The following is a 25,248-nucleotide window of genomic DNA, read 5'->3' on the forward strand; positions in this document are numbered from 1 at the left end:
TTATTTGCAGAACCCCTGAAGCACGGCCCATTCCGTCTCACTCAGGGCGTTGCTGCCGTTATCTCCAGCCGCCGTCAGCGTCGCGACGCGTTCCTCGAACCCCGGATGGCTATCGAGGAAGGAGAGGAAGCTCTCCGAGCCCGGCTGCTCCCCGAGCTTCTGCATGAGATTCGCCATCGGGGACACGTCAAGCCCCGCCGCCTGCATCCGTTCAATTGCGGACTGGTCCGCCTCGCGCTCGAAATCGCGGCTGTAGCCGGAGCCGAGGGTCATCTGACCCAACGCCGCGAGGAAGGTTCCCCCTGTCACATCACCCAGCAGGATGCTTAAAACGGTCGCCACCCCGGCATTGGTGACAAAAAGGCGCGTTGGATGATTATGCGCCACATGGGCCATTTCATGGGCGAGAACGCCGGTAAAACCGTTCGGATGATCCGCGAGATCAAGCAGGCCTGAGAAAATGATCAATTGTCCGCCCGGAAGGGCAAAGGCGTTCGCCTGCTTCGTCTTTACCACCGTAATATTGCGGACAGTTTCATCCGCGTCGGCCTCGTTCTGCAGCAAGCTGACCAGCTTCTGCAAAACCGCCTCCGCCTCCGGATTGGAGCAGGTGACGGCTTCCGGTGTTGTCCCGTTTCGCCGCGCAATCGACTGAACAATGAAATCCGTTGCCTGACTGCCAATCTGCTCGCGGGTTTCCATTGGCAGGAGACGCGCGACCTGCCCGGCCAGAAGCGGCAGGATAACGGTGAAGATAAGCACCACCGACAGTACCGCGCCGCCGCCCCAGAACGCATAGGGCCGCCACCATCCTTTGGGCGCAGACCGGCGCTTTTGCAGGGTTGGGCAGAGATGTCGCAACTGCTCGACAAAGGCGATATCGGTGACGACAATCCGGCCTTCCTCATGATCGAGGGAGAGCCGGAGCTCATCCTCTCGCAGCGGACGGTTTTCATCCCGGAGCTCCGCCAGCGCCCAGTCTCCGACCGGCGCGCCGTCTTCCGCCGTGACATAGAGCCGATCTTCGGCCAGGGTCAGCAGGACAGGCTGCGCTTTCGCGGTTTTTCCATCGAACAATCGAGCGGCAACAGACATCGTTTAAAAGGCTCCCACATCCATGGCATCGGCAAAACCTTCACCGTAGCTCGGTGATTTCTCGGCATTCGCGGCGGCCTCCTCGAACGGGGCGAGCGTGTCTATCTCCGTTGATTTGCAGATCGCCTTGACCAGCGGCACCAGGAAAAACAGGGTTTTCAGGATATCTATTCCGATCCAGGCAATCAGCAGAAAAATGAAGGGCAGGATGGCCGCGAGGGCGCTCTGCCACATAATCACAAGGGCGATCACCACCCCGAAAGCAATCATGCTGACAAGGGACAGCAGAAAAAGAAATAGAAAGATGATAAAAACCGAGCGCAGCCGCAGGCTGGAGGAAAACCGGGCGCCCATGAAAGAGGTGTTCGCCGCCATATAACGGAATTCCCAGACGCGGGTCACAAACGTGAAGACCATTAGCGCGCACACGATAATAAAGCCGCCGACATAGACCGGGCCGAGATCCTCAGCCGCCATCGCAGCCTTGCCGTCGCCAATCGCCGTGATCGCCTCCATGGAGAGCGTCATCACATCCGACGTCGCCAGGTATCCGAGACCACCGGCAATCACCAGCTGGGTTATCAGAATGGCGGGCCAGTAAAGCTTGTACAACCCCGCCGTCCGCCCGGCATAGGTGAAGCGGCCATCGCCGAAATGGGTATTGTTGAGCTGATACTGCAACCGGTAGGACCGGAGCCAGGGATAGGCCCAGCCGAGGGTGACAAGGGACGCAACCGTCCGGATCAGGACGTTCCAGGCATAGAGCGTCGCACGGCCGGACAGATAAAAGCGGATGCCCCGCCAGGCTGTCCGTGAAAGCCGATACCGCCAGAGGCGATAGCGGGCAAACTGCCAGAGGGTATAAAGAATCAGGAAGTTGAGAAGCTGGCTGAAAATCGCGACCGTCTCGTTCAACAGGGCAAGCAGTTCGATTGCGAAGCTGGTCAGCAGGAACAGCGGCAGCAGGATGATCAGGGCAATCAGGAAACCAATGAACAGCTCCTTCGCCGTGCCCCTGTATTCAAGCCGGTCCGTGCCGATCTTCAGCCCCTGCCAGAGAAGCTGGCGCAGATAGGTTTTCCCCCAGAAACGGTAGATACCAAGCGTCAGCAGGCCGAAAATCTTGTTCTTGAGCAGCCGGACCAACACCTGCCCGCGGGAAATATCATAGGTGAGCGTACGCCCTTCTCGCTCAGTCTCCATCGCAATGGCCATACCTGGACGGCCGTCTGCGGCGGGAACAGAATCACTTTCAGACGACATACGCAACCTCCGTTCATTCTCCGCGATATCGTACCTGCCAATGCCCGGAGAAAGCAACCCCTACGAGATTTAAGAGCATTTATCCTTCTCAAAGATGGTCAGGTTCGACACCTTGCCATACAGGGAGAAATCGCTATATTCGAGATGGAGATCGGTCGCGATGCCGTTATCGAAAATCTTCATGCTGATTTTGTAGTCCGGCTCAGTCTGCTGCTGCGAAAGATCGAAAAAGGAAATCTGCAACGGCCAGAAGGTACGCCCGGCCAGCGCCTCGATCTCCGCCGCGGGCGAGAGAAGCGTCTGCGCCTTGCCGATCACCGCCAGCGTATCGGACAGCCCGTCTTCCCCGTTGCCATCATAGACTTTCGCTGACAGCAGGCTGCGTCCGGCCGCCGCTGCCTTCATGACCTGACGGGTATGCTCGCCGGGGAAAATAACCCCGTCGGGAAGCTCCATCTCCTCGGACTTAGGTTCGCTGAACTCGACAATGGCGCCTTCCTCCCGATGCTCGGCAACACCGCTGTATTTCTCGATCAACTGCCCGTTCAGCATGTTGGACATGTCAAACCGCATCATTCGGCCCGCCTCATCTTCCCATGTCGACTGGTTATAATCGGAGACAATCACGCTCCCCTCGAAATTGACCATTTCCAGAACCATGCGTTGATTGACAATCAGTCCGTCACATTGCTGCTCCACTTTCATGACAATGCGTCCGCGCACGGCCTCAATGCCGCTGTTGTCCTTCAACCTGTCGAGCTTCAGGTCATAAACGGCCTGATGGGAGGCAAGTTGCAAAGGCGCAGCCAAGGCAGGAGCAGCGAGACCCAGCACAACAGTGCCGATAACAGCCCGAATAAAATTTTTCCATTTCATTAAAATAAATAACCCAGTTTAATCAAAAAAAATTCCGCATAATTTCACGGGTCAGTAATATACCCCAATCGCCGCGCTGTGAAGACATATCACAAAAAGCTCTCCGGGCCGATATTCCCGGTCATTTATTCCGCGCGAAAAGGCATAAAATTCCACGCAAATTAACGTAAAAATGAACAAATCCTTTAAATTGAAATCTAACCCTTTGTTATCAATACGTTTTCTCGAAAGGAGATATTGGCATGGTTGCTGCATATTGAAGGGTAGTTAAATTTGCCGCTCCGGCGCCAATGCGTGTTTTTGGTCAAAGTGACCGGGGCGGCCCAGCTTTGGAGTAAGAAAATGTCATCACCCATGACAACCATACCGTCCCCGCAAGCCGCTTTCCCGATGGGAATTGACACGGAGATCGGGTCGCAGCTCGAAGATCTGGCGATGGCGCTGAAAACAAGCGTCAGGCGTCAGGCTCCGGCAAAGCATTGGCAGCTGATCAATCGCGTGATCGCCTATGCGGCGAGCGCGGAGCAGCATATCAGCGAACAGCAGGAACGCATCCGCGAGCTTGAAGCGCTCTCCTCCACCGACGAACTGACCGGTTTGCATAACCGCCGCGGACTTCAGGACTTCATGACCCGGACGCTGATTACCTCACGCCGCCATGGGGAGACCGGCGCCCTTGCCTTCATGGACCTCAATGACTTCAAGGAAATCAACGACCACTATGGTCATGATATCGGCGACAACGCGCTCTGTGCGCTTGCCGATACGATCCGCAACAACCTTCGCGGGTCCGATTTCATTGCCCGTATCGGCGGCGACGAATTTGTTTTCGTTCTCACACGGACGAATGAAGAGAACGGCCGCAATCGCGCCCTCACCATCCAGCGTGAGGTAAGCGCAACCTCGATCTCCGCACGTGGCCGGAAAATCTTCCTGAAGGCAAGCATGGGGCTGGCTTTCTATGGCGATAACAGTTCGTTCAATGACCTGATGGCGACCGCTGACAAGGCCATGTATGAAAACAAGAAGACGAACAAGCGGGCGACCCGGAAATAATCCTGACGCCCGCCCTAGCCGTGGCAGAACAGTTCGATCGGCGCGCGCACGCCGCGCAGCTCATGAAAGCCGCAGGACGTCAAGGCAGCTCCCGCCTCCCGCGCAGCGCGGACAAAATCACCCGAGGCGATAAGCCGGGTGTCCAGAATATCGCACAGCGCTTCGATCCGGCTGACCTCATTCACCGCCGGTCCGATGACGGTAAAATCCAGCCGCGTTTCCGACCCGACATTCCCGTACATCACCTCACCCACATGCAGCGCAATGTCGAGACCCATCGTCGGCTGCTTGGACTGCTGCCGTTTCTCGTTAAGCGTCGCAATTCCCGACATCATCGTCTCCGCCGCATGCAAGGCAGTTTCGCATATCTTCTGCATTTCATCGGGCTCCGTCGATGACAACTCGAAGGTTGCCAGCAGGCCATCACCCATGAATTTCAGAATCTCGCCACCCGCGTCCTCGATCGGGCAGGCCATGCAGTCGAGATACTGATCCAGCATTTCCACCAGATCGCCCTGCCCGGTCACATCCGTCAGGCTGGTAAAGCCTTTCAAATCAGCATAGACAAGGACGGCGTTGATGCTGTCGACCGAGCCGCGGCGGATCTGTCCGGAGAGAACCTTCTGCGCCGTCTCCCGCCCGATATAGGTTTCCAGCACCGACCGCGCCGTCCGGAAGGAGGCAATCCCCTTCGCCGCCAGCCCGAACACCGGAATTGTCCGGCTGAGAATCCGGAATTCCTCATCCGTGAACCCGCCCGGCCGGTCAGACGCCCAGCTTGTAATCAACCCGGCGTTCCGCTCCGTTGTCTGGTCTTCAAAGCCCCAGCCGAAATCGAAAATCTGGCAAAACCAGTCCGTTAGCCCTTCGTTTTTGAATTCCACAAGGACCGGAAAATCGAGCTCCGTCTCGTCATCGAGCCGGCGATGCAGAAAGGTCAGCTTGTTTGTCAGCATGAAAAAGAACGGGCTCGCGAACCAGCCTTCGCCCGGCTCTTCGGAATGCAGGAAATTTGTATTGGTCACCAGACCTTCCCCGCGCCGCCAGGTGTACATGAAGGCGCTCACCTGCGGATGGATCGCACTCAAGGCGATATTACCCCGCTTGAGCTTGACGCCCTGGCTGATTAGCCGTTCGCAGAACTCGGTGAACAATTCCCGAACCGTGCCACCCTTCAGCCCGGCGTCAATCAGCCAGGCGAACAACTCTTCCTGCTCATTCGTTGCCGGAAAATGACCGCAACGATTATCGAAATTAACGCTATCCAGACCCATCGGACTACCCGCTGATTTTCCCGTTTCGTTCATATAGGATTATTCTACTCCCTTATAAGGCAAAAGGGAAAAAAATGCACCTCATGAACACACGGGCTGGCCCTTCCCCGTGGCTCGTGATAGACAACGCTGGCTGGGTCAGAAAAGAAGGCAGGGCATGAGCGAGATAAAAAAATACTGGCAGAACTATATCGATGGCCAATGGGCCGATGCGGAGGGTGGCGACCGCATCGAAATCGAGAACCCGGCGACGGGACAACAGCTCGCCGAGGTCGCCCGCGCCGGAAAAGCAGATATCGACCGGGCCGTGGCCGCTGCGCGCGCCTGCTTCGAGAGCCGGGAGCTCTATAATATGCGCCCGACCAACCGCGGTGCCTTGATGTTCGAGATTGCCCGTCATCTGACGGAAATGGCCGACGAGATCGCCCTCGCCGAGTGCCTTGATAACGGCAAGACGCTGGCCGGTGGCAAGAACGAGGCCATGGCGGCGGCGCGCTATTTCACCTATTACGGCGGGCTCGCCGACAAGCTGGAAGGCCGGATGATCCCGCTCGGCGCGGATTATGTGGACTATACAATCCCCTCTCCCTTCGGCGTGTCGGCGCAGATCGTGCCCTGGAACTTTCCGTTGCAGATCGCGGCGCGCTCGGTTGCCTGCGCCCTTGCGACCGCCAATACGGTTGTCCTGAAATCGCCGGAACTCTCCCCGCTTTCCACCTATTTTATCGCCGAGGCCTGCCACCGGGCGGGCGTCCCGAAAGGGGCCGTGAATATCCTCTGCGGCTATGGTCATGACTGCGGTGCCGCGCTCGTCTCCCATCCGGATATCGACCATATCGTCTTCACCGGCTCGGTTGCGACAGGCCAGTCGATCCTGCATGCGGCGGCGGAACGGGTCATTCCCTGCGTCATGGAACTCGGCGGGAAGTCCGCCGGGGTCCTTTTCAAGGATGCGGATATCGATCAGGCCGTCAATTCAACGGCAAGCGGGATTTTCAGCCATGCCGGGCAGGTCTGCTCCGCCCAGTCGCGCCTGATCGTCCCGAAGGCCTTGCATAATGAGGTTATCGACAAGCTGGCGGCCAAGGCCAAGTCCCTCTCCATCGGCCCCGGGATCGACGGCCATGACCTGACACCGGTGATCTCAGCAGCGCAGGCCGACAAGATCGAGGGAATGTGCCTCGCGGCTTCGCAGGCCGGGGCGGAAGCCGTAACCGGCGGCCGCAAGCATGACGGCCTGCCCGGGCATTTTATCGAACCGACGGTCTTCAGCAACGTCACCGCGGATATGACAATTGCCCGCGAGGAAGTCTTCGGACCGGTCCTCTCCGTCCTTACCTATGACGAGCCGGAAGAGGCCATTGCGCTCGCCAACGGCACGGACTATGGCCTCTGCGCGGGGATCTATACGAAGGACCTGGCAACAGCCCACTGGGCGGCGGACAGGTTGATCGCGGGACAGGTCTTCGTTAATGAATGGTTCGCTGGCGGCATCGAAACCCCCTTCGGCGGCATGAAGCGGTCCGGTTATGGCCGGGAGAAGGGCCAGGAAGCGCTTTTGAACTATGTGCAGACAAAGAATGTCGGCATTCGCATTACCGGTGGCGGCGGTGGCCGTCCCGGCGGATAACTTACTGCAGAATCTAAACAAGAGGTGAAACATGGCAGGTAAAATTGACGCCCATCTGGCGGAACTCGGCATTGAAATTCCGGCGGCGACCGCGCCCGCGGCAAACTATGTCCCCTATGTCAAAACCGGTAATCTCGTCTTCATCTCGGGGCAGGTGCCCTTTGTTGATGGCAAGCTGGCCTATCAGGGCAAGGTCGGGGCGGATTTCAAGACCGAAGACGGTGTCGCCTGTGCCCGTGTCTGCGGCTTGAATATCCTCTCGCAGGTGAAGGATGCCTGCGGCGGCGATCTCGACAGGGTCGTGCGCTGCGTCAAGCTGAGCGGCTTCGTCAACTGCACCGATGGCTTCGGCGAGCAGCCGAAAGTCGTCAACGGCGCATCCGACCTGATGGTGGAAGTATTCGGCGACAAGGGCCGCCATGCCCGCTTTGCGGTCGGCACCAATGCCCTGCCGATGAATGTGGCCGTCGAGATCGACGCGGTGTTCGAGATCAGCTGAGCGGAATGGGGAGCGCGGCAAACGCTCCCCTTTTCATCAGCCTTTCACGCAATAGGTGAGCGCAATGAAAGGCGGTAAATTTCTGATTGCCGTCGGTGTATTGTTGTCGGCAATCGTCGTTCGGGTGATCTGGTAGCCCTTGTTGTCGTTATCCGACCCCTTGCTGCCGAAATTATTCGGCACGGTCACCGTTCCGCCGTTTTCGGAATAATAGATATCATCGTACTTATGGGTATGCGGCGGCAGGTTGGACGCGGCAAGCATCACCGTTTCCTGCCCCCCGGTCGTTTCGGCCTTATGCGCGCTCAGGGCCTTGCCGTCGGCCCCCTTGCCCGGCGAGCTGTCCGCAGCCCCGATAATCACCCGGCTTTCCGCCTTGGTGTAAACGCTCCAGCCCGACGGGCATTTGGAGGTGCCGTCAAACGCAACAATAGCGCCGCTTTCAATGCCGGTGCCATCGCCGCCGGAACTGGCCGCCGGTTTATCGAAATATATAACGAGCAATACCGTAATCACGGCGGCAACGGCGCCGCCGATGAGGGCGCCAGCCCCGATTTTAATCCAATCCATGATGTGTCTCCGTAATAATCTGCCGCAGCAGCATCAAATAAATAAAACATAGTCTTTATATACATATATAAGTTGTATTATTTTCAAGTTATTTTCTTTTTAATATTATCCGGATTTTTTTGAATTGACCCCGCGCGGCAAAAGAATATCTGCTAGACTATGGTTTCCACGAATTTTTCAGAGTTTTCCGGAACGGATGTCTGACGCACCCTTGATTAGAACCCTTCAGTCCATTTCCGACGTGAGCGAGGCCGACTGGAACGCCTGCCTTGTGAGCGATCATCCCTTCGTCACCTATCAGTTCCTGAAAGCGCTGGAGGACAGCGGCTCCGTCAGCGCCAACAGCGGCTGGATGCCCTATCACCTCGCCCTGGAGCTGGGCGGCGAGATCAAGGGCGTCGCCCCCATGTATGTGAAAGGGCACAGCCAGGGTGAATATGTCTTCGATCACAGCTGGGCCCATGCCTATGAACGCGCCGGCGGGAAATATTATCCGAAGCTGCAGCTCTCCGTCCCTTTCTCCCCGGTGACCGGGCCGCGCCTGCTGGTCGTGGAAGGACCGGAGCGCGAAGCATATCAGCGGATGCTGCTGCAGGGCGCGAAGCAGGTCGCTACCGAACTGAACCTCTCCTCCGTTCATGCGACCTTTCTCGAACCGGCGGAGCGGGCGTTGATGGAGGCGGACGGCCTGCTGATCCGCACCGGGGAGCAGTTCCACTGGGTGAATGAAAATTACGGAGACTTCGACGATTTCCTGGCCCAACTCTCCTCCCGCAAACGCAAGGCAATCCGCAAGGAACGCAAGGGCGCGACGGAAAACGGCCTCACTTTCGAGGAAGTGACGGGCGACGCCATCACGGAAGAACATTGGGATGCCTTCTTCCGTTTCTATATCGACACCGGCAGCCGCAAATGGGGGACACCCTATCTCAACCGCGAATTCTTCAGCCTTCTCGGGGCGGCGATGCCGGAGGCGGTCGTGCTGTTTATGGTGAAGCGGGAGGGGCGTTATATCGCCGGGGCGCTGAACCTGAAAAGCAGTGATTGCCTTTACGGACGCTACTGGGGCTGTATTGAGGATCACCGGTTTTTGCATTTCGAAACCTGCTACTACCGCGCCATCGATTATGCGATCCGGCACGGTATCCGGCGGGTCGAGGCCGGCGCGCAAGGGCCGCACAAGCTTGCCCGCGGCTATCTTCCGACGGAGACCTACTCCGCCCACTGGCTGCGCGATCCCGGCTTTCATGATGCGGTGGCGGAATATCTTGAAGCCGAAACCCGCCAGGTCTCTGCCGAAATCGAATATCTCGCCGGTCATTCGCCATTTCGGAACGATGGCCGGAGTTAACGTCACTTCACGCCCGCATGGTTAAAATCGGTTGTTGAATTTCCCGCTGTTTTAGTGTATTTTAATATTGACGTTTACGTAAACGTAAAGGCAGGCCGCAAGATGCCGCCCTATATAACGGCTAAAGGGATAACAATGACTGACCATATTACGCAGGATCCCATTTATAACACGGTAAGCAGGGACGATTTTCCGACAATGCTGGAGGTTGACCGCTATGGGACGCGGACGGATGCCTTCGATGGCATTATCTCGGCAACACATGACCATTTCTGGGACCCGATGGACCCGACCTATCTCGATTTCGATAGCCCGTTCGATATCAATTCCGAATATATCATGCCCCCGGAAACCATTCCGGAGCTGCAAAGCGCGGTAGCTGACAAGCTCGATGAAGGTCAGAAAATCCGTCTCGCCAATGAAAGCACCAGATGGAGCCTTTCCAGCATCCTGCACGGAGAGCAAGGCGCGCTTTCCTTAAGCGCCGGACTTTGCCACATCCTCGTCGACCCGGGAGCGCAGGAGTATGCGTCTAACCAGACCCGTGAAGAGGCCCGCCATGTCACCGCCTTCAGCCGTTATATCAGCACCCGCTGGGGCCGCCCCTACCCGGTCGGCGAAGCGCTCGGCGGCCTGCTTGAAGAACTGGTCAGCGCCGAGGAAGTCTACAAGAAGCTGGTCGGGATGCAGATGCTGGTTGAAGGGCTGGCGATGGGCGCCTTTGCCAATCTCCATGCCAAAACCAACGACCCGCTTCTCAAGCGGCTGACACAGCTTGTCATGACTGACGAGGCCTTCCACCACAAGTTCGGCAAGATATGGGCGGACAAGACCATTCCGAAGCTTGGAACGGAGGAACATAACCGGGTCGAGGACTGGGCAGCACAATGCTTTGAAACCGTTCTCTTCAATCTCATCAATATCCGCCAGAAGCAGGTGATCTATGAGCAGTTCGGCCTCGACTGGCAGTGGGTGCGCGATGCCTGCCGGGAAGTGTTCACTGATGAAGACCGGCGCGATACGCTGAAGGAATCCACTAATATCTTCCGGGTTCTGGTCAAGACGCTGCTCAAATCCGGGATTATCACGGACCGCACACGGCCAATCTATTCGCACTGGGTGGATATGGACCAGATGGCTGGCGAGAATGAGGACATGGTCGGTTACGCCATTGCCGATGAGGGGATTGCCTATCTCAAAACCCTGAACGAAGGACGGCGCGTAATTGGCCAAAAATAACGCGCGGCCCTCTATATTAAGCCATTAAAAAAGGCGGGAAATGCTCCCGCCTTTTTTACATTCCGGAATACCTATTTTTCGACCATTTCCGTGTTTTTCTTCGGGCCCTTCTTTTTCGTCTTCTTGTCAGCGTCGTTCTTGCGAGAGACATCTGTCGCGCTTTCGATCTTAAAGGTAAGCTCCCCGGCCTTCACGCCGACAGAGACATGGCCGCCCTTGGCAAGCTTGCCAAACAACAGTTCCTCGGACAGCGGTTTCTTGATGCTGTCCTGAATAACCCGCGCGAGCGGCCGGGCACCATAGTTGGCGTCATAGCCCTTCTTGGCCAGCCAGGTCGCCGCCGTGTCGGAAAGCGAGATCGTCACGTTGCGGTCCTCAAGTTGTGTTTCCAGCTGCAGGACGAATTTCTCGACAACGCGCGAGACGACTTCCGGCGGCAGCGGCGCGAAGGGAATGACCGCATCCAGACGGTTGCGGAATTCCGGGGTGAAGAGCCGCTTGATCGCCTCCTCATCCTCACCTTCGCGTACGTCATTGCCAAAGCCGATGGCCTGCTTGGTCATCTCATGGGCGCCCGCGTTGGTCGTCATGATCAGGACTACATTGCGGAAATCCACCTGCTTGCCGTTATTGTCGGTAAGCTTACCATGATCCATGACCTGAAGAAGAATATTAAACAAGTCCGGATGCGCCTTCTCGATCTCGTCGAGCAAAAGCACCGAATGCGGCTGCTGATCGATTGCATCAGTCAAGAGACCCCCCTGATCGAACCCGACATAGCCCGGAGGGGCGCCGATCAGGCGGCTGACCGTATGCCGCTCCATATATTCCGACATATCGAAACGCACCAGATTAAGTCCCATGATGGAGGCGAGCTGACGCGCGACTTCGGTCTTGCCGACGCCGGTCGGTCCGGAGAAAAGATAGGAGCCGATGGGTTTTTCCGGTTCGCGCAGACCCGCACGGGCGAGCTTGATGGAGCTTGCCAGCGCGTCGATGGCGACATCCTGACCGAAGACGACGCGGCGTAAGTCCACATCGAGCTTGCGCAGGTTGACCGTATCCTCTTTCGAGACGGATTTCGGGGGAATGCGGGCGATCTTGGCGACTACGGCCTCGACATCCTTGACGCCAATGGTCTTCTTGCGCTTGCTTTCCGCTTTCAGCATCTGCGCCGCGCCAACTTCATCGATCACATCGATCGCCTTGTCCGGCAGCTTGCGGTCGTTGATGTAACGGGCGGATAGCTCCACCGCCGAACGGATCGCCTCCGCCGTGTAGCGGATCTTGTGATATTCCTCGAAATAGGGTTTCAGCCCCTTCAGTATCTTGATGCTGTCCTCGACCGTGGGTTCGCGCACGTCAATCTTCTGGAACCGGCGCAGGAGGGCGCGGTCCTTCTCGAAATGACTGCGGAATTCCTTGTAGGTGGTCGAGCCGATACAGCGGATATCGCCGCTCGCCAGTGCAGGCTTGAGGAGGTTGGAAGCATCCATTGCCCCGCCGCTTGTGGCCCCTGCCCCGACGATCGTGTGGATTTCATCGATAAACAGGATCGCATTGTCGAGACCCTGCAACTCCGAGATCACCGCTTTCAGCCGTTCCTCAAAATCACCGCGATACCGGGTGCCCGCAAGCAGCGAGCCCATGTCCAGCGAGTAGATAACCGCAGGCAGCAGCACGCTCGGCACGTCGCCATGGACAATCCGCCGGGCCAGCCCTTCGGCAATAGCCGTCTTGCCAACCCCCGGATCACCGACATAGAGCGGATTGTTCTTCGAGCGGCGGCAGAGAATCTGGATCGTCCGCTCCACCTCATCCGTACGGCCGATCAGCGGGTCGATCTTGCCCGCGGCGGCGCGTTCATTCAGGTTGATGCAGTAGGCATCCAGCGCTTCAAGCGCTTCCGCCTTGTCTTCGGGTGGCGGCGTCGCCTCTTTCTCGGGCTTGTATTCCCCGTCGACGCCGCGAATGGGACGCGCTGCTTCCTTGCCAGGCGCTTTCGCGACGCCATGGCTGATATAGCTGATCGCATCAAGCCGGGTCATTTCCTGCTTCTGGAGGAAATAGGCCGCATGGCTTTCACGCTCCGAGAAGATGGCGACGAGCACATTGGCGCCCGTCACTTCCTCCCGGCCGGAGCTTTCGACATTGATCAGGGCGCGCTGCACGACCCGCTGGAAACTCAACGTCGGGCGCGCCTCGACGAAGCCGTCCATGACCAAGTCATCAAGCTCGTCCGTGATAAAGGTTTCAAGGTCCCGCCGCAGCAGCTCGACATCCACGTTACAGGCGCGCATGACGGCGGCAGCGTCCTGATCCTCCGTCAGGGAAAACAGCAAATGCTCCAGCATCGCAAATTCATGCCGCCGCGACGTCGCCAGCGCCATTGCACGATGTAGAGTTTCTTCAAGTGAGTTGGAAAATCCCGGCACTATTCTTTCTCCATCGTACATTGTAGGGGGTGTTGGTTCTCACGCGCATGATCAATAACCTGCGCGACCTTGGTTTCGGCGATCTCGTAAGGAAAGACACCGCAATTGCCGACGCCTTTCTGATGAACATGCAACATGACCTGCACCGCCGTCTGTTCATCCATATTGAAGAATTTCTGCAGAACGTAAACGACAAACTCCATCGGCGTATAGTCATCATTCAACAACAATACGCGCCACAGGGACGGCTTTTTGGTTTTCGGCTTGGCCTTAGTGACCAGACCGGTCCCCGTTCCCTGGTCATCCTTGTCCTTTTTGTCGTTACTGCTCATCGTCATTACTGTCCGACCAGATATTAGAATGTCTTTCTCTCCATTTCGCTTTGCAACATCACTTCTTGTGCACCGCATGGTCCTGTTATTTAAGTATATATCTTATCAGGAAATTCAAAAAATATTATTACCTTAGATAAAAAATCTTCAAAAAGTGTTCGGCAGGCAACCGGGCATGAAAAAAGGCCCGGAAAATCCGGGCCTTTTCAAGACGCTTTTAAACTGAACTTGCGTTAAGCCTGTTTGGCAAACATGTCGAGGTTGGCAGCGTATTGCGCGCCAAAGGGCTCAACAACAGACTTCGCGGCGTCGGTGAACAGAGCATTGAACTTGCCCATTTCAGAGACATAGCTCTGCATGGAAGTCTTTGCATATTCTGTCTGAATCTCGACAGCCTTGGTCACGTCGTCTGTTTCAGCAAGAGTTTTCGTTACATTGAAAGCTTCCTGCAGACGCTCGGTTCCGAAGTCGATAAGAGCAGCACTGATTTTCTCGCTCTTTTCAACAGCAGCGTTGCTTGCCTTGATGTAGGCTTCCGCGCTCTTCTTGTCATAGAACTGAGAGCCTTCGAAAGTCTTCATGGCTTTTTCAAAACCGGTCTTACCGTCGGCAACTGCCTTTTCGTAGTTGGTCTTGAAAGATTCCGTGTTGGACTTGAACGCTTTTTCGGCGGCTTCGGTTCCGCTGATGAAAGCGTCCTGAAGCGACTTGCGGCCGGTTGCGACCATGTCTTCAAATTCCTTCGTAACGACAGCCGGGTCAACGGTTGCGTTTGTCGTTGCTTTCTTCGTAGTCATTGACTTAACCTTTCTGATTAGCGTCTTTAAATATCTTTGCTGCACTGCAACAATGATCTTGTATATAATGATGCACTGATAAATGTCAATAACTTTTTTGTGCACTGCAACAAAGTACTTATAATACCATAAGTTATTGATTTTACTGATATTTATATATTAAAAACTGCTAATTAGAGAAAAAGCTCCGCTCTCGCAACAAAAATTTCACATCAAATCCATACCCGTTTAGCGGTTTTACAGGTCCAGGCCATTGTCGCGAACCTGCATGGTGAAATAGGTGCTGCCCGCACCGCCATTATAATAACGCGAGTTGCGGCTGAAGGTGACAGGCACAAAGGGCTCCTGAAACGGCACACCGGTCTCATCCCCTTTGGAGAGAACTTCGCGGAACGGCAGCTTGGCGATATCGGCATTCTCGTCATTCCAGGCATAATATTTGAAATTGCCGTCCCGGCAGACCATGGCAATCCAGTAAAAGCTGTCGGAATGCAGGATCTGTCCGTCGATGGCCGGCTTCTCAAATCCGGAGGCGACCAGCGCCTTCTCAATCGCGATCAGATCATCAAGGCTGATGACGACCTTGCTCTCATGGGTCCCCGTCGGCCCCGATCCCAGCGAGCCGAGAAGCCACTCGACACTGACGCCGCCTCGAAAAACGCGCGTGGTCTGCGTCGCCGACTTGGAGGTGTTGATCTGGAGAATATCGTAAGTTCGCACCTGCTTGTCATAGATGGCGTTGTATATCATCCGGTAACGGGCATTCCGGCCGGGCGCGCAATTTTCGCGGATATCGTCGCCATTGGCATAGGAAAACCACTGGAACGGCCTGAAAATCTGATTGCTCGTCCCGCCGTCCGCCGTGCAGGCCGCCAGAACAGCCGCAAGGCAGGTGACTTGAAGAATTCGGTGGATGCAGAACATGAGGTCCTCGCGCGCTAAAAAAGAAATTTCGGATGCTTACCAGATATTAACCATCGGCCTGTAAGATCAATAGGGAAATCAACATTATGTGATTATATACGAACTTCAAGGGGATAAACTGCGTTGTTGATATCCAGGGATAAAAATTTTGTCCGGATTTTTATAGACATGATTCGCCATTTTTTTTACACTCTTTCAAGAGTGGGGGAACCCGCGCGTAATTGTATCCGTATTTTCAGTGAAGCAGGGCGACCTTTGGCACAGGATTCACATAACATAGTATCACGTTCCTTTTTCGGAAGATCCCCCTTCCGGCCCCTTGCCATGAAGGACAACCGGGCGCCGTTTCGCGTTCTTAGCGCGCTTCTGCTGCTGTTCACGATCACCATGGTATCGCTGCCAACAACGGCCGCGGCACGTTATGCCGCGATCGTGATGGACAGCCGCACGGGTGAGGTTCTCTATTCCCGAAATGCCGACAACCGGCTTTATCCGGCCTCCCTCACCAAGATCATGACATTGTACATGACGTTCGAGGCGCTCAATCGCGGTCAGCTGCGCATGGACCAGAAACTCCCGGTCTCTGCGCGCGCAGCGGGACAGGCGCCTACCAAGCTCGGCCTGAAAAGAGGGGGCCGCATCACGGTCAAGGACGCCGTCTTCGCACTGATCACGAAATCCGCGAATGATGCCGCGACGGTTCTGGCCGAAAGCATGGCGCCGACGGAAGCGGAATTTGCCCGCAACATGACGGAGCGGGCAAAACGCCTCGGCATGCAGCGGACAAGCTTTCGCAACGCCAGCGGACTTCCCAATCGCGGCCAGAAAAGCACGGCGCGGGACATGGCAATTCTCGGCGCGGCGCTCATTCATGACTTTCCACAATTTTACGAGTTCCTCTCGCTGGAGGAGTTTGATTATCACGGTAAATCATACAAGAACCACAATAACCTGCTGACAAAATACAAGGGGGTGGACGGCATCAAGACCGGCTACATCCGCGCATCCGGATTCAACCTTGTGGCTTCCGCCAAGCGGGGCAGCAACCGTCTGGTCGCCGTCGTTTTCGGTGGACGCACCGCCCGCAGCCGCGACATTCATATGGCATCGCTTCTGGACAAGGGCTTTGCGGAGATCGAGAAATCCCATCCGTCGGTGGTGCCGCTGCCGTTCGGCAAGCCCCTGCGGATTGCCCTTGGCGCGCCGCACAGCGCCCCGGCCGAAATTCAGGTTGCCTCGACGGCCCCTGTTCCCCTTCCGGTGAAAAAAGAACCGGTCGCCGACATGTCCCATATTCGCTATGTGAGTGCCACGCCGACATCAAGTATCACACCGGCCTCTCTGAGTGTGGAACGGCTTGAGAAAACCGGGTGGGCCATTCAGATCGGCGCCTATAGCCTGGTGACGACCGCACGTGATCAGATACACAAGGCAACGGCAGAGGCCCGGGGTATTCTCGACGGCCGTCAGGTCAATATCGAGAAAGCGATATCGGACGGCAAGCCGTTCTATCGGGCGCAGGTCCTCGGCTTCGACGAAACGGAAGCCCGGCAGGCCTGCAGCAATCTTGCCGAACGGCGCTTTTCCTGCTTTGTCGTCGCGCCGGACCTCCGGCTGCCCAACTATATCGCCCAGAAAAGCGCCTCCTGATTTCTTATAGCGCGTTCAGCGGGACCTTAAGGTAAGACATGCCGTTCGCTTCGGCCTCCGGCAGATGCCCCGCCCGCATATTCACCTGAATTGACGGAATGATCAGCGCCGGCATGGAGAGCGTCGCATCGCGCTCCGTCCGCATCTTGACGAAATCTTCCTCGCTGATGCCGTCGTGAATATGGATATTCTTCTCGCGCTGTTCGGCGACCGTCGTCTCCCAGGCAAAATCTCGCCCATTGGGCCCGTAGTCATGACACATGAAGAGCCGCGTTTCGGGCGGATGGGAGAGGATTTTGCGGATCGACCGGTAGAGCGTGCGGGCATCCCCTCCCGGGAAATCGCAGCGCGCGGTTCCATAATCAGGCATGAAAAGGGTATCGCCGACAAATATCGCATCCCCGATAAGGTAGGCAATACAGGCGGGCGTATGTCCCGGTGTTGCGATCACCTCCAAAGTCAGGCCGCCGATTTCCAGCTTCTCCCCTTCTTCAAACAGATGCTGAAACTGCGATCCGTCCGCTGAGACTTCATCTCCGAAATTATATATTCTCTTGAAGGTCTCCTGAACCGTTTTGACAACCTTACCGATACCGATCTTGCTGCCCAGCTTTTCCTGCAGATACGGGGCGGCGGTCAGGTGGTCCGCATGAACATGGGTTTCCAGAATCCACTCAATCTCAAGACCTCGTTCTTTTACGAAATCGATAATCTCGTCGGCGGCCGTCGTTGCGGTCCGGCCGGACGCGTTGTCATAATCCAGCGCGCTATCGATAATGACGGCCTTCTTGCTATTTGGATCCATAACCACATAGCTGACCGTGAAAGTCGGTTTGTGAAAAAATGCTTTTACTTCCGGTTTCATGTCTCACTCCTACCCCGGCGACAGGCCGTTTCTTCTTTTATCATTCCAATCATACTTGACAATATATCTATAGATACGTAGTTATACAAGTATGGATATTGAAGAAATGAAAAATTCGGCCGCCCGGGCCAGCACGCTCATGAAAGCATTGTCGAGCGAAACCCGGCTGCTCCTGCTCTGCCAGATGAATGAGGGCGAGATCTCGGTCAATGAACTGGCCGAGACGCTAGAGATGCGTCCCTCTTCCGTCTCGCAGCAACTCTCCCTGCTCCGCAAGGACGGGCTGGTCAAAACCCGGCGCGAAGGGCAGACGATTTTCTATTCGCTGGACGGCGAGGAGGCACAGCAGGTCATTTCCGTTCTTTATCAATTATATTGTCAGTCAACATAACCCTGGAACCATAAGACATGGAAAACTTCACGCCCATAAGCTCACTGATCGGGGGCATCATACTCGGGCTGTCCGCAACCCTGCTGCTGATGGCCGGCCGGATCGCGGGCATCAGCGGGATATTGTCGAGCCTCATTCCACCGCAACCGGGCGATGCCCTGTGGCGGGTGCTGTTCATTGCCGGACTGATCCTCGGCGCGGCGGCCTATCCTCTTTTAGGAGGAGACATGTCCTTCGTGACCCTTAACCCCTATCTGCTTCCGGACAGCGCCCATTATGCGCTGTTGATCGTCGCCGGACTTCTGGTAGGCGGCGGCACCTATATCGGCGCGGGCTGCACCAGCGGGCATGGTATTTGCGGCCTCGGGCGACTTTCCCTCCGATCTTTCTCCGCGGTCATGATCTTCATGGCAGTTGCAGTTATTACTGTCTTTATTATGCGAACCTTGGTGGGAGGTTGAAGATGTTTAATCTTGTCAGTCTTATCTCTGGTCTCCTGTTTGGTTTCGGCCTTGCGCTGTCCGGCATGGTCAGCCCGGGGAAAGTTATTGGATTTCTGGACCTCACCGGCAACTGGGACCCGAGCCTCGCCTTCGTCATGGGTGGCGGCGTTCTCGTCACCTTGATCAGCTTTCGTTTCATCCTGAAACGGTCCACCCCCCTCTTTGGCGGAGAATTCAAGCTCCCGACGAAAAAGGACCTTGATAAACGTTTGGTGGTTGGTGCCATCCTGTTCGGCCTCGGCTGGGGCCTAGGCGGCTTATGTCCGGGCCCGGCGCTCAGCTCCCTCGCCTATGGCAATATGAAAATCGTCGTGTTCGTCCTTTCCATGATCGGCGGCATCATCATCGCCAAGCTCGCCACCGGCGCTTTCAAGAAAACAGGCTGAAAAAGCGGCGGATATTTTCTCGTTTATATCCCGGCCAATGTTGGGTACTCTGGACCGGGATATAAATAAAAACAAACGGGAAGTATCATGCCATCATCCAATAAAGTTGCCATCGTCACCGGCTCCGCCACAGGGGCCGGGGCTGCCATCGCCCTCGCGCTCGCGGACAAGGGCTATAATGTCGTTATCAACTACACAAAGAGCCTGAAAGAAGCAGAAGAGACTGAGGCCGCCTGCGCCGCGAAGGGGGTGGAGACCCTCCTGTTTCAGGGCGATATCTCGAAGGATGAGGATTGCCGTGCCATGGCGAAGGCGACCATGGACAAATGGGGGCGCATCGACGGCCTGGTCAATAACGCCGGGCGGACGAAGTTCGTCGCCCATAGCGATCTCGACGGCCTGAGTGCCCAGGATTTTCAGGACATCTATGCGGTGAACACCATCGGCTCGTTCCAGATGTCTCGTGCCGCCGCCCCCTATATGAAGGAAACCGGCAAGGGTTCGATCGTCATGATCTCCTCGGTTGCGGGAACCCACGGCCATGGCTCCAGCATCGCCTATGCCGCCTCCAAGGGGGCGCTGAACACCATGACAATGTCCCTCGCGCGGGTGCTGGGACCGGAAATCCGGGTCAATGCCATCTGTCCGGGCTTTATCGAAACCCGCTGGCTGCTGCAGGGATATGGCGAGGAAAAATACGATGCCTATAAAAACCGGCTGAAGCGGGATGTGCCCTTGCAGGCCGTCTGCCAGCCCGAGGATATTGCCGAGGCGACACTCTCCTTCATCGACAGCATGAGTATGATGACCGGTGAGATTGTCATCGTTGATGGCGGCATGCATCTCGGCCGTTAAGCGCTTCCCTCATGCAGGAACCGGATGACATCATTGCCCTCGCTCTGGGCTACCCCTATCCGCGACCGGCGCATTCCTACCTCTTTTCCGGAGGCGAGGTGCAGGAGTTGCCTCCGGAGACTGATTTTAGCGGACGCGTACCGGTATTGGCCTGCGGATCGAACGGATCGCCAACACAGCTTCAGCGGAAATACAGGGATTTCCCGGAGACATCGATCCCGGTAACCGCCGCGACTTTACAGGATGTGATCTGCGTCTATTCCGCGCATTTCACCGGCTATGGCTCCGTCGCGGCCGCCCTTTGTGCGGCGCCGGGCGCCCGCTCCTCTGTTCATATCAACTGGCTCACCCCGGATCAGCTCTTGCGCATGCATGAGACGGAAGCCGTCGGCCAGAACTACTGCTATGCGGAGTTGTCCGGGCTGAACCTGCGCTGCGCCCACAACGGCGCTCTTGATACGGCCTTTGCCTATGTCAGCCTCCGGGGAAGTCTCATGCTTGAGGGCGCGCCTGTTGCGCTTGGTGGGATAGACTGTCTCGACGCCCCTTTCCCCACCCTTGACCAGGCCGAGGTCCAGCGCCGCCTGCGCGATATATTCGCTCCCGGTATGGACCTTCACGACTTTATCCGCCAAAATGTCGCAGACGCCAGTTTGCGCGCTGAAAGGACGGCCCGGCTCAGCCGTCACGCGCAAGTCTTCGGCCATCCCGGCATGAAGACATTACTCGACTAAATACAAGAGGATTGACAAAACGTGGTGCAGACTGTGAAGGCGCTCCTGGTCGGGGCGGTTGGTGGCGGAATATTCTTTCTGGCGGATCTGCCGCTGGCCTGGATGCTGGGCTCCATGTTCGTGGTGACCATTGCGTCGCTGCGCGGGTATGACCTGTCCGTCAACGGGACCTTGCGCAAAGTCATGACCGCGATCCTCGGCGTGATGCTGGGCAGCGGCTTCTCGACAGACACCTGGGCCGCCATGAGCCGGTGGAGCGGCGGTCTCGTCCTCCTTATTATCAGCGTCATACTGTCGATGCTGATCGTCTATTTTTTCTATCGCAAGGTCGGCAAGTTCGATCCGATCACGGCCTTCTTCTCCTCCGCACCCGGCGGCCTCAACGTAATGTATGAGGTTGGCGAAGCGAAGGGCGGCAACGGCCCGACCATCGCCCTGATCCATGCGTCACGCATCCTGATCCTGGTGATGTCGGTGCCATTGATCTTCCGCTACGGCGTGGGTTTCACCGGAAATCTGCAGGCAGTGCCGCTGTTCGGATCGATCCATGATCTCGTCGGCGATGGATGGTTGCTGCTGGCGGCGCTTCTCGGCTATGGCATCGGCTATCTTTGCCGCCTACCCGCCTACCACCTGATGGGTCCGCTACTTGCGACGGCCATTGTCCAGATGGCGGGAATAACGGATGTTGCGCCGCCGATGATCCTCGTCTATGCCGCCCAGCTCGTGATCGGCACCGCCATCGGCGCGCGCTTTCTCGGCACCCGCCTGCATGAGGTCCGCAATGTTATCGGCCTCAGCTTCATTTCAACAACCGTGATGGTTCTGATCGCCGCGCTTTTCGCCTTTCTGTTTGCGGAGACGATCGGCGTGAGCATGGCCGGCATTATCCTGGCGCTCAGCCCCGGCGGTCTTGCCGAAATGCCGCTCGTCGCCCTTGCGCTCGGCATAGATGTCGCCTTCGTCGCGACGATGCAGGTCGTCCGGATCAGCCTGGTCATTGCTTTCGTTCCCACCGTTTTCGCGGCGATCGAGCGTATCTGGCTGAAGCAGACTAAGTAGTCAGTCCGCTATTATCGCGCGGCGCTCGACCCGCGGATAGACAATGGCCAGGGTCACCGCCCGCATGGCCATAAACACCATCAGCGCCGCCCAGAGCCCATGGGCGCCCCATAGCTCACCAAAGAACTGCATGCAGAGCATATATGCAATGAAGGAGATAATCATGCAGTTCCGCATTTCCTTCGATTGCACCGCGCCGATGAAGATGCCGTCGATCTGGTAGGACCAGATGGAGATAAGCGGCGCCGCAATCAGCCAGGGCAGGAACTCATAGGCCCGCTCGCGCACCTCCTCGATCCCTGTCAGGAGATTGATGATTGACGTACCGAAAACCAGATATACCACCGAATAGAGACAGGCGACGATCAGTGCCCAGAAACCGGTAACCCAGACAATTTCACGCAGCTTGCTAACCTTGCGGGCGCCGATGGCATTACCGACCATACCCTCCGCTGCGAAGGCAAAGCCGTCAAGTCCGTGGGCGATAAAATGCATAAAGTTCATCAGAACCGCCACCGCCGCGAGAGTGACATTGCCCTCCTTCGCGGCCTCAGCCGTGAAATAGGCGAAAGCGAAGATCAGCAGAATCGTCCGGATGAAGATATCGAGATTAACCGCGAGTAGCCGCGCCATTTTCTGCACAGATCTGATCGCCGGGAGACACCATTCGCCGCCGATCCGCGCAAGCTCCCGCCGGACCAGAAAAAGCCCGAGGCCAAGGGCAAGCGTCTCGGATATCGCCGTTGCGGCGGCCACGCCAACCACATCCCAGTTGAAACCGATCACGAACAGAAGGTCGAGGACCACATTCAGGCCGTTCATGAAAATCTGGACAATCAGCGCCGCCCGCGTATTGCGTATGCCGATGAAAAATCCCATCAGGGCATAGTTTCCGAGGACCGCTGGCGCGCCCCAGACCCGGACGCTGAAATAGGACGCGGCGCCGTCCTCGACCACCGCGGAGCCTTCAATGAGCGACAGGGCGACCCACAGGACGAGACCTTGCAGAACAAACACGAATAGCGCGATAACGCCTGCGAGGATCAGGGCCCGAGCGAGCACGGAACGGACTTCGGTCGCATCCTCCTCACCGATGGCCTGGGCGATGAAACCAGTGGTGCCCATGCGCAGAAAGCCAAACCCCCAATACAGAAAGCTGAAGATCAATGCCCCGATAGCGACAGACCCGATGTAATGCGGGTCCGGCAGATGTCCGACCACAGCGGTATCGACCGCGCCCAACAGCGGGACGGAGGAATTGGACAGGATGATCGGAAAGGCGAGACGCCATGTTTCCCGATGGCTCGGCAGGGCGAAAAACGACGAGATCGACATCAAAAACCGAAATAATCGCGCAGCCGGTAGCCGATCATCGCCGGTGTCAGGAACCAGGGCTTGCCGCTGTAATAAAAGCGTCCGTCAAACGGAAGGTCGTCGAACGCCGTCTCCCCGTCTGTGTCCCCGAGGATCTTGAGCGCCGCCTTATGGCCGAGATAGCCGGACATGGCGACGCCGGATCCGCAATAGCCCATTGCGTAATAAATACCGTCATGCATCCCGATTGTCGGCATGGCCGCGAAATCATAGGCGACATAGCCGGACCAGACATGTGAGACCGCCGCCCCTTCGAGCGCCGGAAAAATCCCGTCGAGGGTCTTTTTCAGGGATTTTGCCTGAACTTCCGGTGAGGCCGGAAAAACTGTCGGGCGGGCGCCCAGTAGCACACGCCGTCCATCAGGAGACGGGCGATAATAACTCAGCATCCGCCGGGTATCCGTAATCATCCGCTTTGTCGGAAACAGGCTGGAGACGAGGTTTTCCGACAGTTCCTCCGTCGCGATCATCGTGCTGCCGACCGGGATGATCCGCTTTTGCAGGAACGGAAGCAGTCCGCCGGTATAGCCGTTGGTCGCGATAAGCAGAGCCGCTGCGCGCAGCTCTCCCTTCGCCGTCGTGACGGAAAAGCCCTCCGTTGTTTTCGCGATTGCTTCCGCCCGGAGCGGCGCAATGACCCGTGCGCCTGCGCGTACCGCCGCCGCCGCCAGCCCCTTGACATATTTCGCCGGATGCAGCCCGCCGGTATGGTGCTGCCGGAGCCCGCCCTTGTAACCCGGACTATCCACGTCCTCGCCATAGCCATCCACGCTGACCATTTCTTCCGGAACGTCGAGATACCTTTGCCGACATTCGAAATCCCGGGTCATGCGGGCAAGGTCCTTCCCGAGAATGGCCGGATAAAAGCGCCCGGAAAGCGTCAGGTCGCACTCGATCCCCTCCTCGTGGATACGCGCGGCAATGAACTCGACTGACGCCAGCGCTTCCCGGTAGATCGCGCAGCCCTTCTCGACGCCATAGCTTCCGATCAAGCCCGTGAGGCCGGGCTTGAGCAGATTGCCAACCATACCGCCATTGCGGCTGCTGGCACCGAAGCCCGGCATTTCCGCATCCAGAACCGTAACGCTCAGATTCCGCTTCGCCAGCGTCAGTGCCGCCGACAGGCCCGTATAACCGCCGCCGATGATCAGAACATCGGACGGGCCATCCGGCAGAGCAATCTCGGTCGCTTCAGGACGCGCGGCATCCCACCAAAAGGGCTCGGTTTTCATCAAAAGGATACTTTCAGCTGCTTCTCTTCCGCCGGTATTCTGAGCAGAGCCAGCGCGGGAGGGCAAGTCCAATTGACCGCGAATTGTATTTTTCTGTAAAAACACCTATTTAAAAGACAGGGAAGCAGCCAAGGGGAAATGTTTGGTTTGGCGAAAGATATCGAAAATACACCAGAGAAGACCGGCAAGGATGACGTCGCGGAATTCCTTAAAAAAGTGGCCGCGACGCCCGTGCAGACGCCTGCTGGCAAGGACGGTCGCCTGATATTCGCCATCGACGCCACCGCCAGCCGTCAGCCGACCTGGGACCGCGCATCACATCTTCAACATGAAATGTTCGAGGAAGCCGCCTCCATCGGCGGACTCGCGCTGCAGGTCGCCTTTTTCCGGGGCTTTGGTGAATTCAAGGCGACGAAATGGACCACCGACAGCCAGGCCCTGATCAAACCGATGTCGCGTGTCTTCTGTCTCGGCGGTCATACGCAAATCGAGAAGGTCCTGAAACACGCGCTGCGCCAGACCAAGAAGGAACGAGTCAACGCGCTGGTCTATGTGGGCGACTGTATGGAGGAGGACGCGGATCAGCTCTGCCACCTCGCCGGACAGCTTGGGATGTTGCGGGTACCGGTTTTCCTCTTTCAGGAGGGGTATGACGGTATCGCAGAAAACTGTTTCCGGCAGATTGCCAAATTATCGGGCGGCGCCTATTGCCGGTTCGATAGCGCCAGCGCCTCAACCTTGCGAAACCTGCTCCGCGCGGTGGCGGCCTACGCGGCCGGGGGCCGCCGGGCCCTCAGCGATCTCAGCAAAAAATCCGGCGGGGAAGCGCGTTTGCTTCTCGAACAGATCAAGTAG

General features: G+C 57.0%; 25 protein-coding genes. 13 read left to right on the plus strand and 12 right to left on the minus strand.

Translation table 11 applies throughout. The annotated features are described in order from the left end of the window. From AAC599_RS09770 to AAC599_RS09780, 3 genes are all read right to left on the minus strand, one after another. Nucleotides 1-1,095: a M48 family metallopeptidase gene (locus tag AAC599_RS09770; protein ID WP_340150213.1), complete on the minus strand. Its 1,095-nt coding sequence runs from the start codon at nt 1,093-1,095 to the stop codon at nt 1-3. 3 nt (nt 1,096-1,098) lie between these two features. Further along, the gene (locus AAC599_RS09775) at nt 1,099-2,358 is read right to left on the minus strand and encodes a DUF898 family protein (protein WP_340150214.1); all 1,260 of its coding nucleotides are present in this window, start codon (nt 2,356-2,358) and stop codon (nt 1,099-1,101) included. Nucleotides 2,359-2,427: 69 nt separating this feature from the next. Next, entirely contained in the window at nt 2,428-3,234 is an 807-nt protein-coding gene (locus AAC599_RS09780) for a DUF1849 family protein (protein ID WP_340150215.1), read from the minus strand. 342 nt (nt 3,235-3,576) lie between these two features. Between AAC599_RS09780 and AAC599_RS09785 the strand changes: the two genes are divergently transcribed. Beyond that, nucleotides 3,577-4,290 (plus strand): GGDEF domain-containing protein, encoded by a 714-nt coding sequence (locus tag AAC599_RS09785; protein ID WP_340150216.1) that lies wholly within the window; start codon nt 3,577-3,579, stop codon nt 4,288-4,290. A gap of 14 nt (nt 4,291-4,304) precedes the next feature. On the opposite strand, the gene AAC599_RS09790 is transcribed toward AAC599_RS09785, so the two are convergent. Continuing rightward, nucleotides 4,305-5,597 carry an adenylate/guanylate cyclase domain-containing protein gene (locus AAC599_RS09790; protein WP_340150217.1) on the minus strand — a complete coding sequence of 431 codons (1,293 nt, stop codon included), beginning with the start codon at nt 5,595-5,597 and terminating at the stop codon, nt 4,305-4,307. Nucleotides 5,598-5,721: 124 nt separating this feature from the next. Between AAC599_RS09790 and AAC599_RS09795 the strand changes: the two genes are divergently transcribed. Together AAC599_RS09795 and AAC599_RS09800 are read left to right on the plus strand one after the other, a co-directional pair. Continuing rightward, nucleotides 5,722-7,194, plus strand: coding sequence for an aldehyde dehydrogenase family protein (locus AAC599_RS09795; protein ID WP_340150218.1), 1,473 nt, complete (start codon nt 5,722-5,724; stop codon nt 7,192-7,194). Nucleotides 7,195-7,225: 31 nt separating this feature from the next. Next, nucleotides 7,226-7,693: a RidA family protein gene (locus tag AAC599_RS09800; RefSeq protein ID WP_340150219.1), complete on the plus strand. Its 468-nt coding sequence runs from the start codon at nt 7,226-7,228 to the stop codon at nt 7,691-7,693. A 36-nt stretch (nt 7,694-7,729) separates the two neighbouring features. On the opposite strand, the gene AAC599_RS09805 is transcribed toward AAC599_RS09800, so the two are convergent. Beyond that, a complete protein-coding gene (locus AAC599_RS09805) occupies nt 7,730-8,263 on the minus strand; it encodes a hypothetical protein (RefSeq protein WP_340150220.1) in 534 nt (177 codons plus the stop codon). Nucleotides 8,264-8,459: 196 nt separating this feature from the next. Between AAC599_RS09805 and AAC599_RS09810 the strand changes: the two genes are divergently transcribed. Together AAC599_RS09810 and AAC599_RS09815 are read left to right on the plus strand one after the other, a co-directional pair. Then, nucleotides 8,460-9,614, plus strand: coding sequence for a GNAT family N-acetyltransferase (locus tag AAC599_RS09810; RefSeq protein WP_340150221.1), 1,155 nt, complete (start codon nt 8,460-8,462; stop codon nt 9,612-9,614). 135 nt (nt 9,615-9,749) lie between these two features. After that, entirely contained in the window at nt 9,750-10,853 is a 1,104-nt protein-coding gene (locus AAC599_RS09815) for a ferritin-like domain-containing protein (protein WP_340150222.1), read from the plus strand. A 71-nt stretch (nt 10,854-10,924) separates the two neighbouring features. On the opposite strand, the gene clpA is transcribed toward AAC599_RS09815, so the two are convergent. The 4 genes from clpA to AAC599_RS09835 all read right to left on the minus strand — a co-directional run bounded on the left by clpA (nt 10,925) and on the right by AAC599_RS09835 (nt 15,341). Further along, complete coding sequence (clpA, locus tag AAC599_RS09820; RefSeq protein WP_340150223.1) at nt 10,925-13,288, minus strand: ATP-dependent Clp protease ATP-binding subunit ClpA; 2,364 nt, start codon at nt 13,286-13,288, stop codon at nt 10,925-10,927. After that, complete coding sequence (gene clpS, locus AAC599_RS09825; protein ID WP_340150224.1) at nt 13,288-13,620, minus strand: ATP-dependent Clp protease adapter ClpS; 333 nt, start codon at nt 13,618-13,620, stop codon at nt 13,288-13,290. Before clpS ends, clpA begins: the two co-directional genes overlap by 1 nt. A gap of 233 nt (nt 13,621-13,853) precedes the next feature. After that, nucleotides 13,854-14,417 carry a phasin family protein gene (locus tag AAC599_RS09830; protein ID WP_340150225.1) on the minus strand — a complete coding sequence of 188 codons (564 nt, stop codon included), beginning with the start codon at nt 14,415-14,417 and terminating at the stop codon, nt 13,854-13,856. A gap of 237 nt (nt 14,418-14,654) precedes the next feature. Further along, entirely contained in the window at nt 14,655-15,341 is a 687-nt protein-coding gene (locus AAC599_RS09835) for a hypothetical protein (protein WP_340150226.1), read from the minus strand. A 324-nt stretch (nt 15,342-15,665) separates the two neighbouring features. On the opposite strand from AAC599_RS09835, the gene AAC599_RS09840 reads away from it, so the two are divergent. Continuing rightward, nucleotides 15,666-16,991, plus strand: coding sequence for a D-alanyl-D-alanine carboxypeptidase (locus AAC599_RS09840; RefSeq protein ID WP_340150227.1), 1,326 nt, complete (start codon nt 15,666-15,668; stop codon nt 16,989-16,991). Nucleotides 16,992-16,995: 4 nt separating this feature from the next. Here AAC599_RS09840 and AAC599_RS09845 read toward each other — a convergent pair whose 3' ends face one another. After that, nucleotides 16,996-17,856, minus strand: a complete 861-nt coding sequence (locus AAC599_RS09845) for an MBL fold metallo-hydrolase (RefSeq protein WP_340150228.1) — start codon at nt 17,854-17,856, stop codon at nt 16,996-16,998. A 106-nt stretch (nt 17,857-17,962) separates the two neighbouring features. Here AAC599_RS09845 and AAC599_RS09850 point away from each other — a divergent pair, with 106 nt between their 5' ends. The 6 genes from AAC599_RS09850 (at nt 17,963) to AAC599_RS09875 (ending at nt 21,787) form a co-directional block, all read left to right on the plus strand. Further along, the gene (locus tag AAC599_RS09850) at nt 17,963-18,247 is read left to right on the plus strand and encodes a metalloregulator ArsR/SmtB family transcription factor (protein WP_340150229.1); all 285 of its coding nucleotides are present in this window, start codon (nt 17,963-17,965) and stop codon (nt 18,245-18,247) included. Between the two features lie 17 nt (nt 18,248-18,264). Next, the gene (locus AAC599_RS09855; RefSeq protein ID WP_340150230.1) at nt 18,265-18,708 is read left to right on the plus strand and encodes a YeeE/YedE thiosulfate transporter family protein; all 444 of its coding nucleotides are present in this window, start codon (nt 18,265-18,267) and stop codon (nt 18,706-18,708) included. A 2-nt stretch (nt 18,709-18,710) separates the two neighbouring features. After that, nucleotides 18,711-19,136 (plus strand): DUF6691 family protein, encoded by a 426-nt coding sequence (locus AAC599_RS09860; RefSeq protein ID WP_340150231.1) that lies wholly within the window; start codon nt 18,711-18,713, stop codon nt 19,134-19,136. A gap of 87 nt (nt 19,137-19,223) precedes the next feature. Beyond that, nucleotides 19,224-19,991 (plus strand): SDR family oxidoreductase, encoded by a 768-nt coding sequence (locus AAC599_RS09865; RefSeq protein WP_340150232.1) that lies wholly within the window; start codon nt 19,224-19,226, stop codon nt 19,989-19,991. A gap of 11 nt (nt 19,992-20,002) precedes the next feature. Beyond that, nucleotides 20,003-20,725 carry a hypothetical protein gene (locus tag AAC599_RS09870; RefSeq protein WP_340150233.1) on the plus strand — a complete coding sequence of 241 codons (723 nt, stop codon included), beginning with the start codon at nt 20,003-20,005 and terminating at the stop codon, nt 20,723-20,725. A gap of 21 nt (nt 20,726-20,746) precedes the next feature. Continuing rightward, nucleotides 20,747-21,787: an AbrB family transcriptional regulator gene (locus tag AAC599_RS09875; RefSeq protein ID WP_340150234.1), complete on the plus strand. Its 1,041-nt coding sequence runs from the start codon at nt 20,747-20,749 to the stop codon at nt 21,785-21,787. On the opposite strand, the gene AAC599_RS09880 is transcribed toward AAC599_RS09875, so the two are convergent. Together AAC599_RS09880 and AAC599_RS09885 are read right to left on the minus strand one after the other, a co-directional pair. Beyond that, nucleotides 21,788-23,122 (minus strand): MATE family efflux transporter, encoded by a 1,335-nt coding sequence (locus AAC599_RS09880; RefSeq protein WP_340150235.1) that lies wholly within the window; start codon nt 23,120-23,122, stop codon nt 21,788-21,790. Beyond that, complete coding sequence (locus AAC599_RS09885; protein ID WP_340150236.1) at nt 23,122-24,393, minus strand: FAD-binding oxidoreductase; 1,272 nt, start codon at nt 24,391-24,393, stop codon at nt 23,122-23,124. The genes AAC599_RS09880 and AAC599_RS09885 overlap by 1 nt, the downstream gene beginning before the upstream one ends. Nucleotides 24,394-24,540: 147 nt before the next feature. On the opposite strand from AAC599_RS09885, the gene AAC599_RS09890 reads away from it, so the two are divergent. Beyond that, the gene (locus AAC599_RS09890) at nt 24,541-25,248 is read left to right on the plus strand and encodes a hypothetical protein (RefSeq protein WP_340150237.1); all 708 of its coding nucleotides are present in this window, start codon (nt 24,541-24,543) and stop codon (nt 25,246-25,248) included.

Origin of the sequence: uncultured Sneathiella sp. (genome assembly GCF_963976355.1) — a bacterium.
Taxonomy (GTDB): domain Bacteria; phylum Pseudomonadota; class Alphaproteobacteria; order Sneathiellales; family Sneathiellaceae; genus Sneathiella.

What these genes read in the sequence shown, in the direction of transcription:
- AAC599_RS09845 (WP_340150228.1), bottom strand. Translation starts at nt 17,856, where the DNA reads ATGAAACCGGAAGTAAAAGCATTTTTTCACAAACCGACTTTCACGGTC.
- AAC599_RS09885 (WP_340150236.1), bottom strand. Translation starts at nt 24,393, where the DNA reads ATGAAAACCGAGCCCTTTTGGTGGGATGCCGCGCGTCCTGAAGCGACC.
- AAC599_RS09815 (WP_340150222.1), top strand. Translation starts at nt 9,750, where the DNA reads ATGACTGACCATATTACGCAGGATCCCATTTATAACACGGTAAGCAGG.
- AAC599_RS09880 (WP_340150235.1), bottom strand. Translation starts at nt 23,122, where the DNA reads ATGTCGATCTCGTCGTTTTTCGCCCTGCCGAGCCATCGGGAAACATGG.
- AAC599_RS09790 (WP_340150217.1), bottom strand. Translation starts at nt 5,597, where the DNA reads ATGAACGAAACGGGAAAATCAGCGGGTAGTCCGATGGGTCTGGATAGC.
- AAC599_RS09805 (WP_340150220.1), bottom strand. Translation starts at nt 8,263, where the DNA reads ATGGATTGGATTAAAATCGGGGCTGGCGCCCTCATCGGCGGCGCCGTT.
- AAC599_RS09870 (WP_340150233.1), top strand. Translation starts at nt 20,003, where the DNA reads ATGCAGGAACCGGATGACATCATTGCCCTCGCTCTGGGCTACCCCTAT.
- AAC599_RS09810 (WP_340150221.1), top strand. Translation starts at nt 8,460, where the DNA reads ATGTCTGACGCACCCTTGATTAGAACCCTTCAGTCCATTTCCGACGTG.
- AAC599_RS09865 (WP_340150232.1), top strand. Translation starts at nt 19,224, where the DNA reads ATGCCATCATCCAATAAAGTTGCCATCGTCACCGGCTCCGCCACAGGG.
- AAC599_RS09855 (WP_340150230.1), top strand. Translation starts at nt 18,265, where the DNA reads ATGGAAAACTTCACGCCCATAAGCTCACTGATCGGGGGCATCATACTC.
- AAC599_RS09785 (WP_340150216.1), top strand. Translation starts at nt 3,577, where the DNA reads ATGTCATCACCCATGACAACCATACCGTCCCCGCAAGCCGCTTTCCCG.
- AAC599_RS09835 (WP_340150226.1), bottom strand. Translation starts at nt 15,341, where the DNA reads ATGTTCTGCATCCACCGAATTCTTCAAGTCACCTGCCTTGCGGCTGTT.
- clpS (WP_340150224.1), bottom strand. Translation starts at nt 13,620, where the DNA reads ATGAGCAGTAACGACAAAAAGGACAAGGATGACCAGGGAACGGGGACC.
- AAC599_RS09770 (WP_340150213.1), bottom strand. Translation starts at nt 1,095, where the DNA reads ATGTCTGTTGCCGCTCGATTGTTCGATGGAAAAACCGCGAAAGCGCAG.
- AAC599_RS09795 (WP_340150218.1), top strand. Translation starts at nt 5,722, where the DNA reads ATGAGCGAGATAAAAAAATACTGGCAGAACTATATCGATGGCCAATGG.
- AAC599_RS09840 (WP_340150227.1), top strand. Translation starts at nt 15,666, where the DNA reads ATGAAGGACAACCGGGCGCCGTTTCGCGTTCTTAGCGCGCTTCTGCTG.
- AAC599_RS09850 (WP_340150229.1), top strand. Translation starts at nt 17,963, where the DNA reads ATGAAAAATTCGGCCGCCCGGGCCAGCACGCTCATGAAAGCATTGTCG.
- AAC599_RS09830 (WP_340150225.1), bottom strand. Translation starts at nt 14,417, where the DNA reads ATGACTACGAAGAAAGCAACGACAAACGCAACCGTTGACCCGGCTGTC.
- AAC599_RS09800 (WP_340150219.1), top strand. Translation starts at nt 7,226, where the DNA reads ATGGCAGGTAAAATTGACGCCCATCTGGCGGAACTCGGCATTGAAATT.
- AAC599_RS09775 (WP_340150214.1), bottom strand. Translation starts at nt 2,358, where the DNA reads ATGTCGTCTGAAAGTGATTCTGTTCCCGCCGCAGACGGCCGTCCAGGT.
- AAC599_RS09860 (WP_340150231.1), top strand. Translation starts at nt 18,711, where the DNA reads ATGTTTAATCTTGTCAGTCTTATCTCTGGTCTCCTGTTTGGTTTCGGC.
- AAC599_RS09780 (WP_340150215.1), bottom strand. Translation starts at nt 3,234, where the DNA reads ATGAAATGGAAAAATTTTATTCGGGCTGTTATCGGCACTGTTGTGCTG.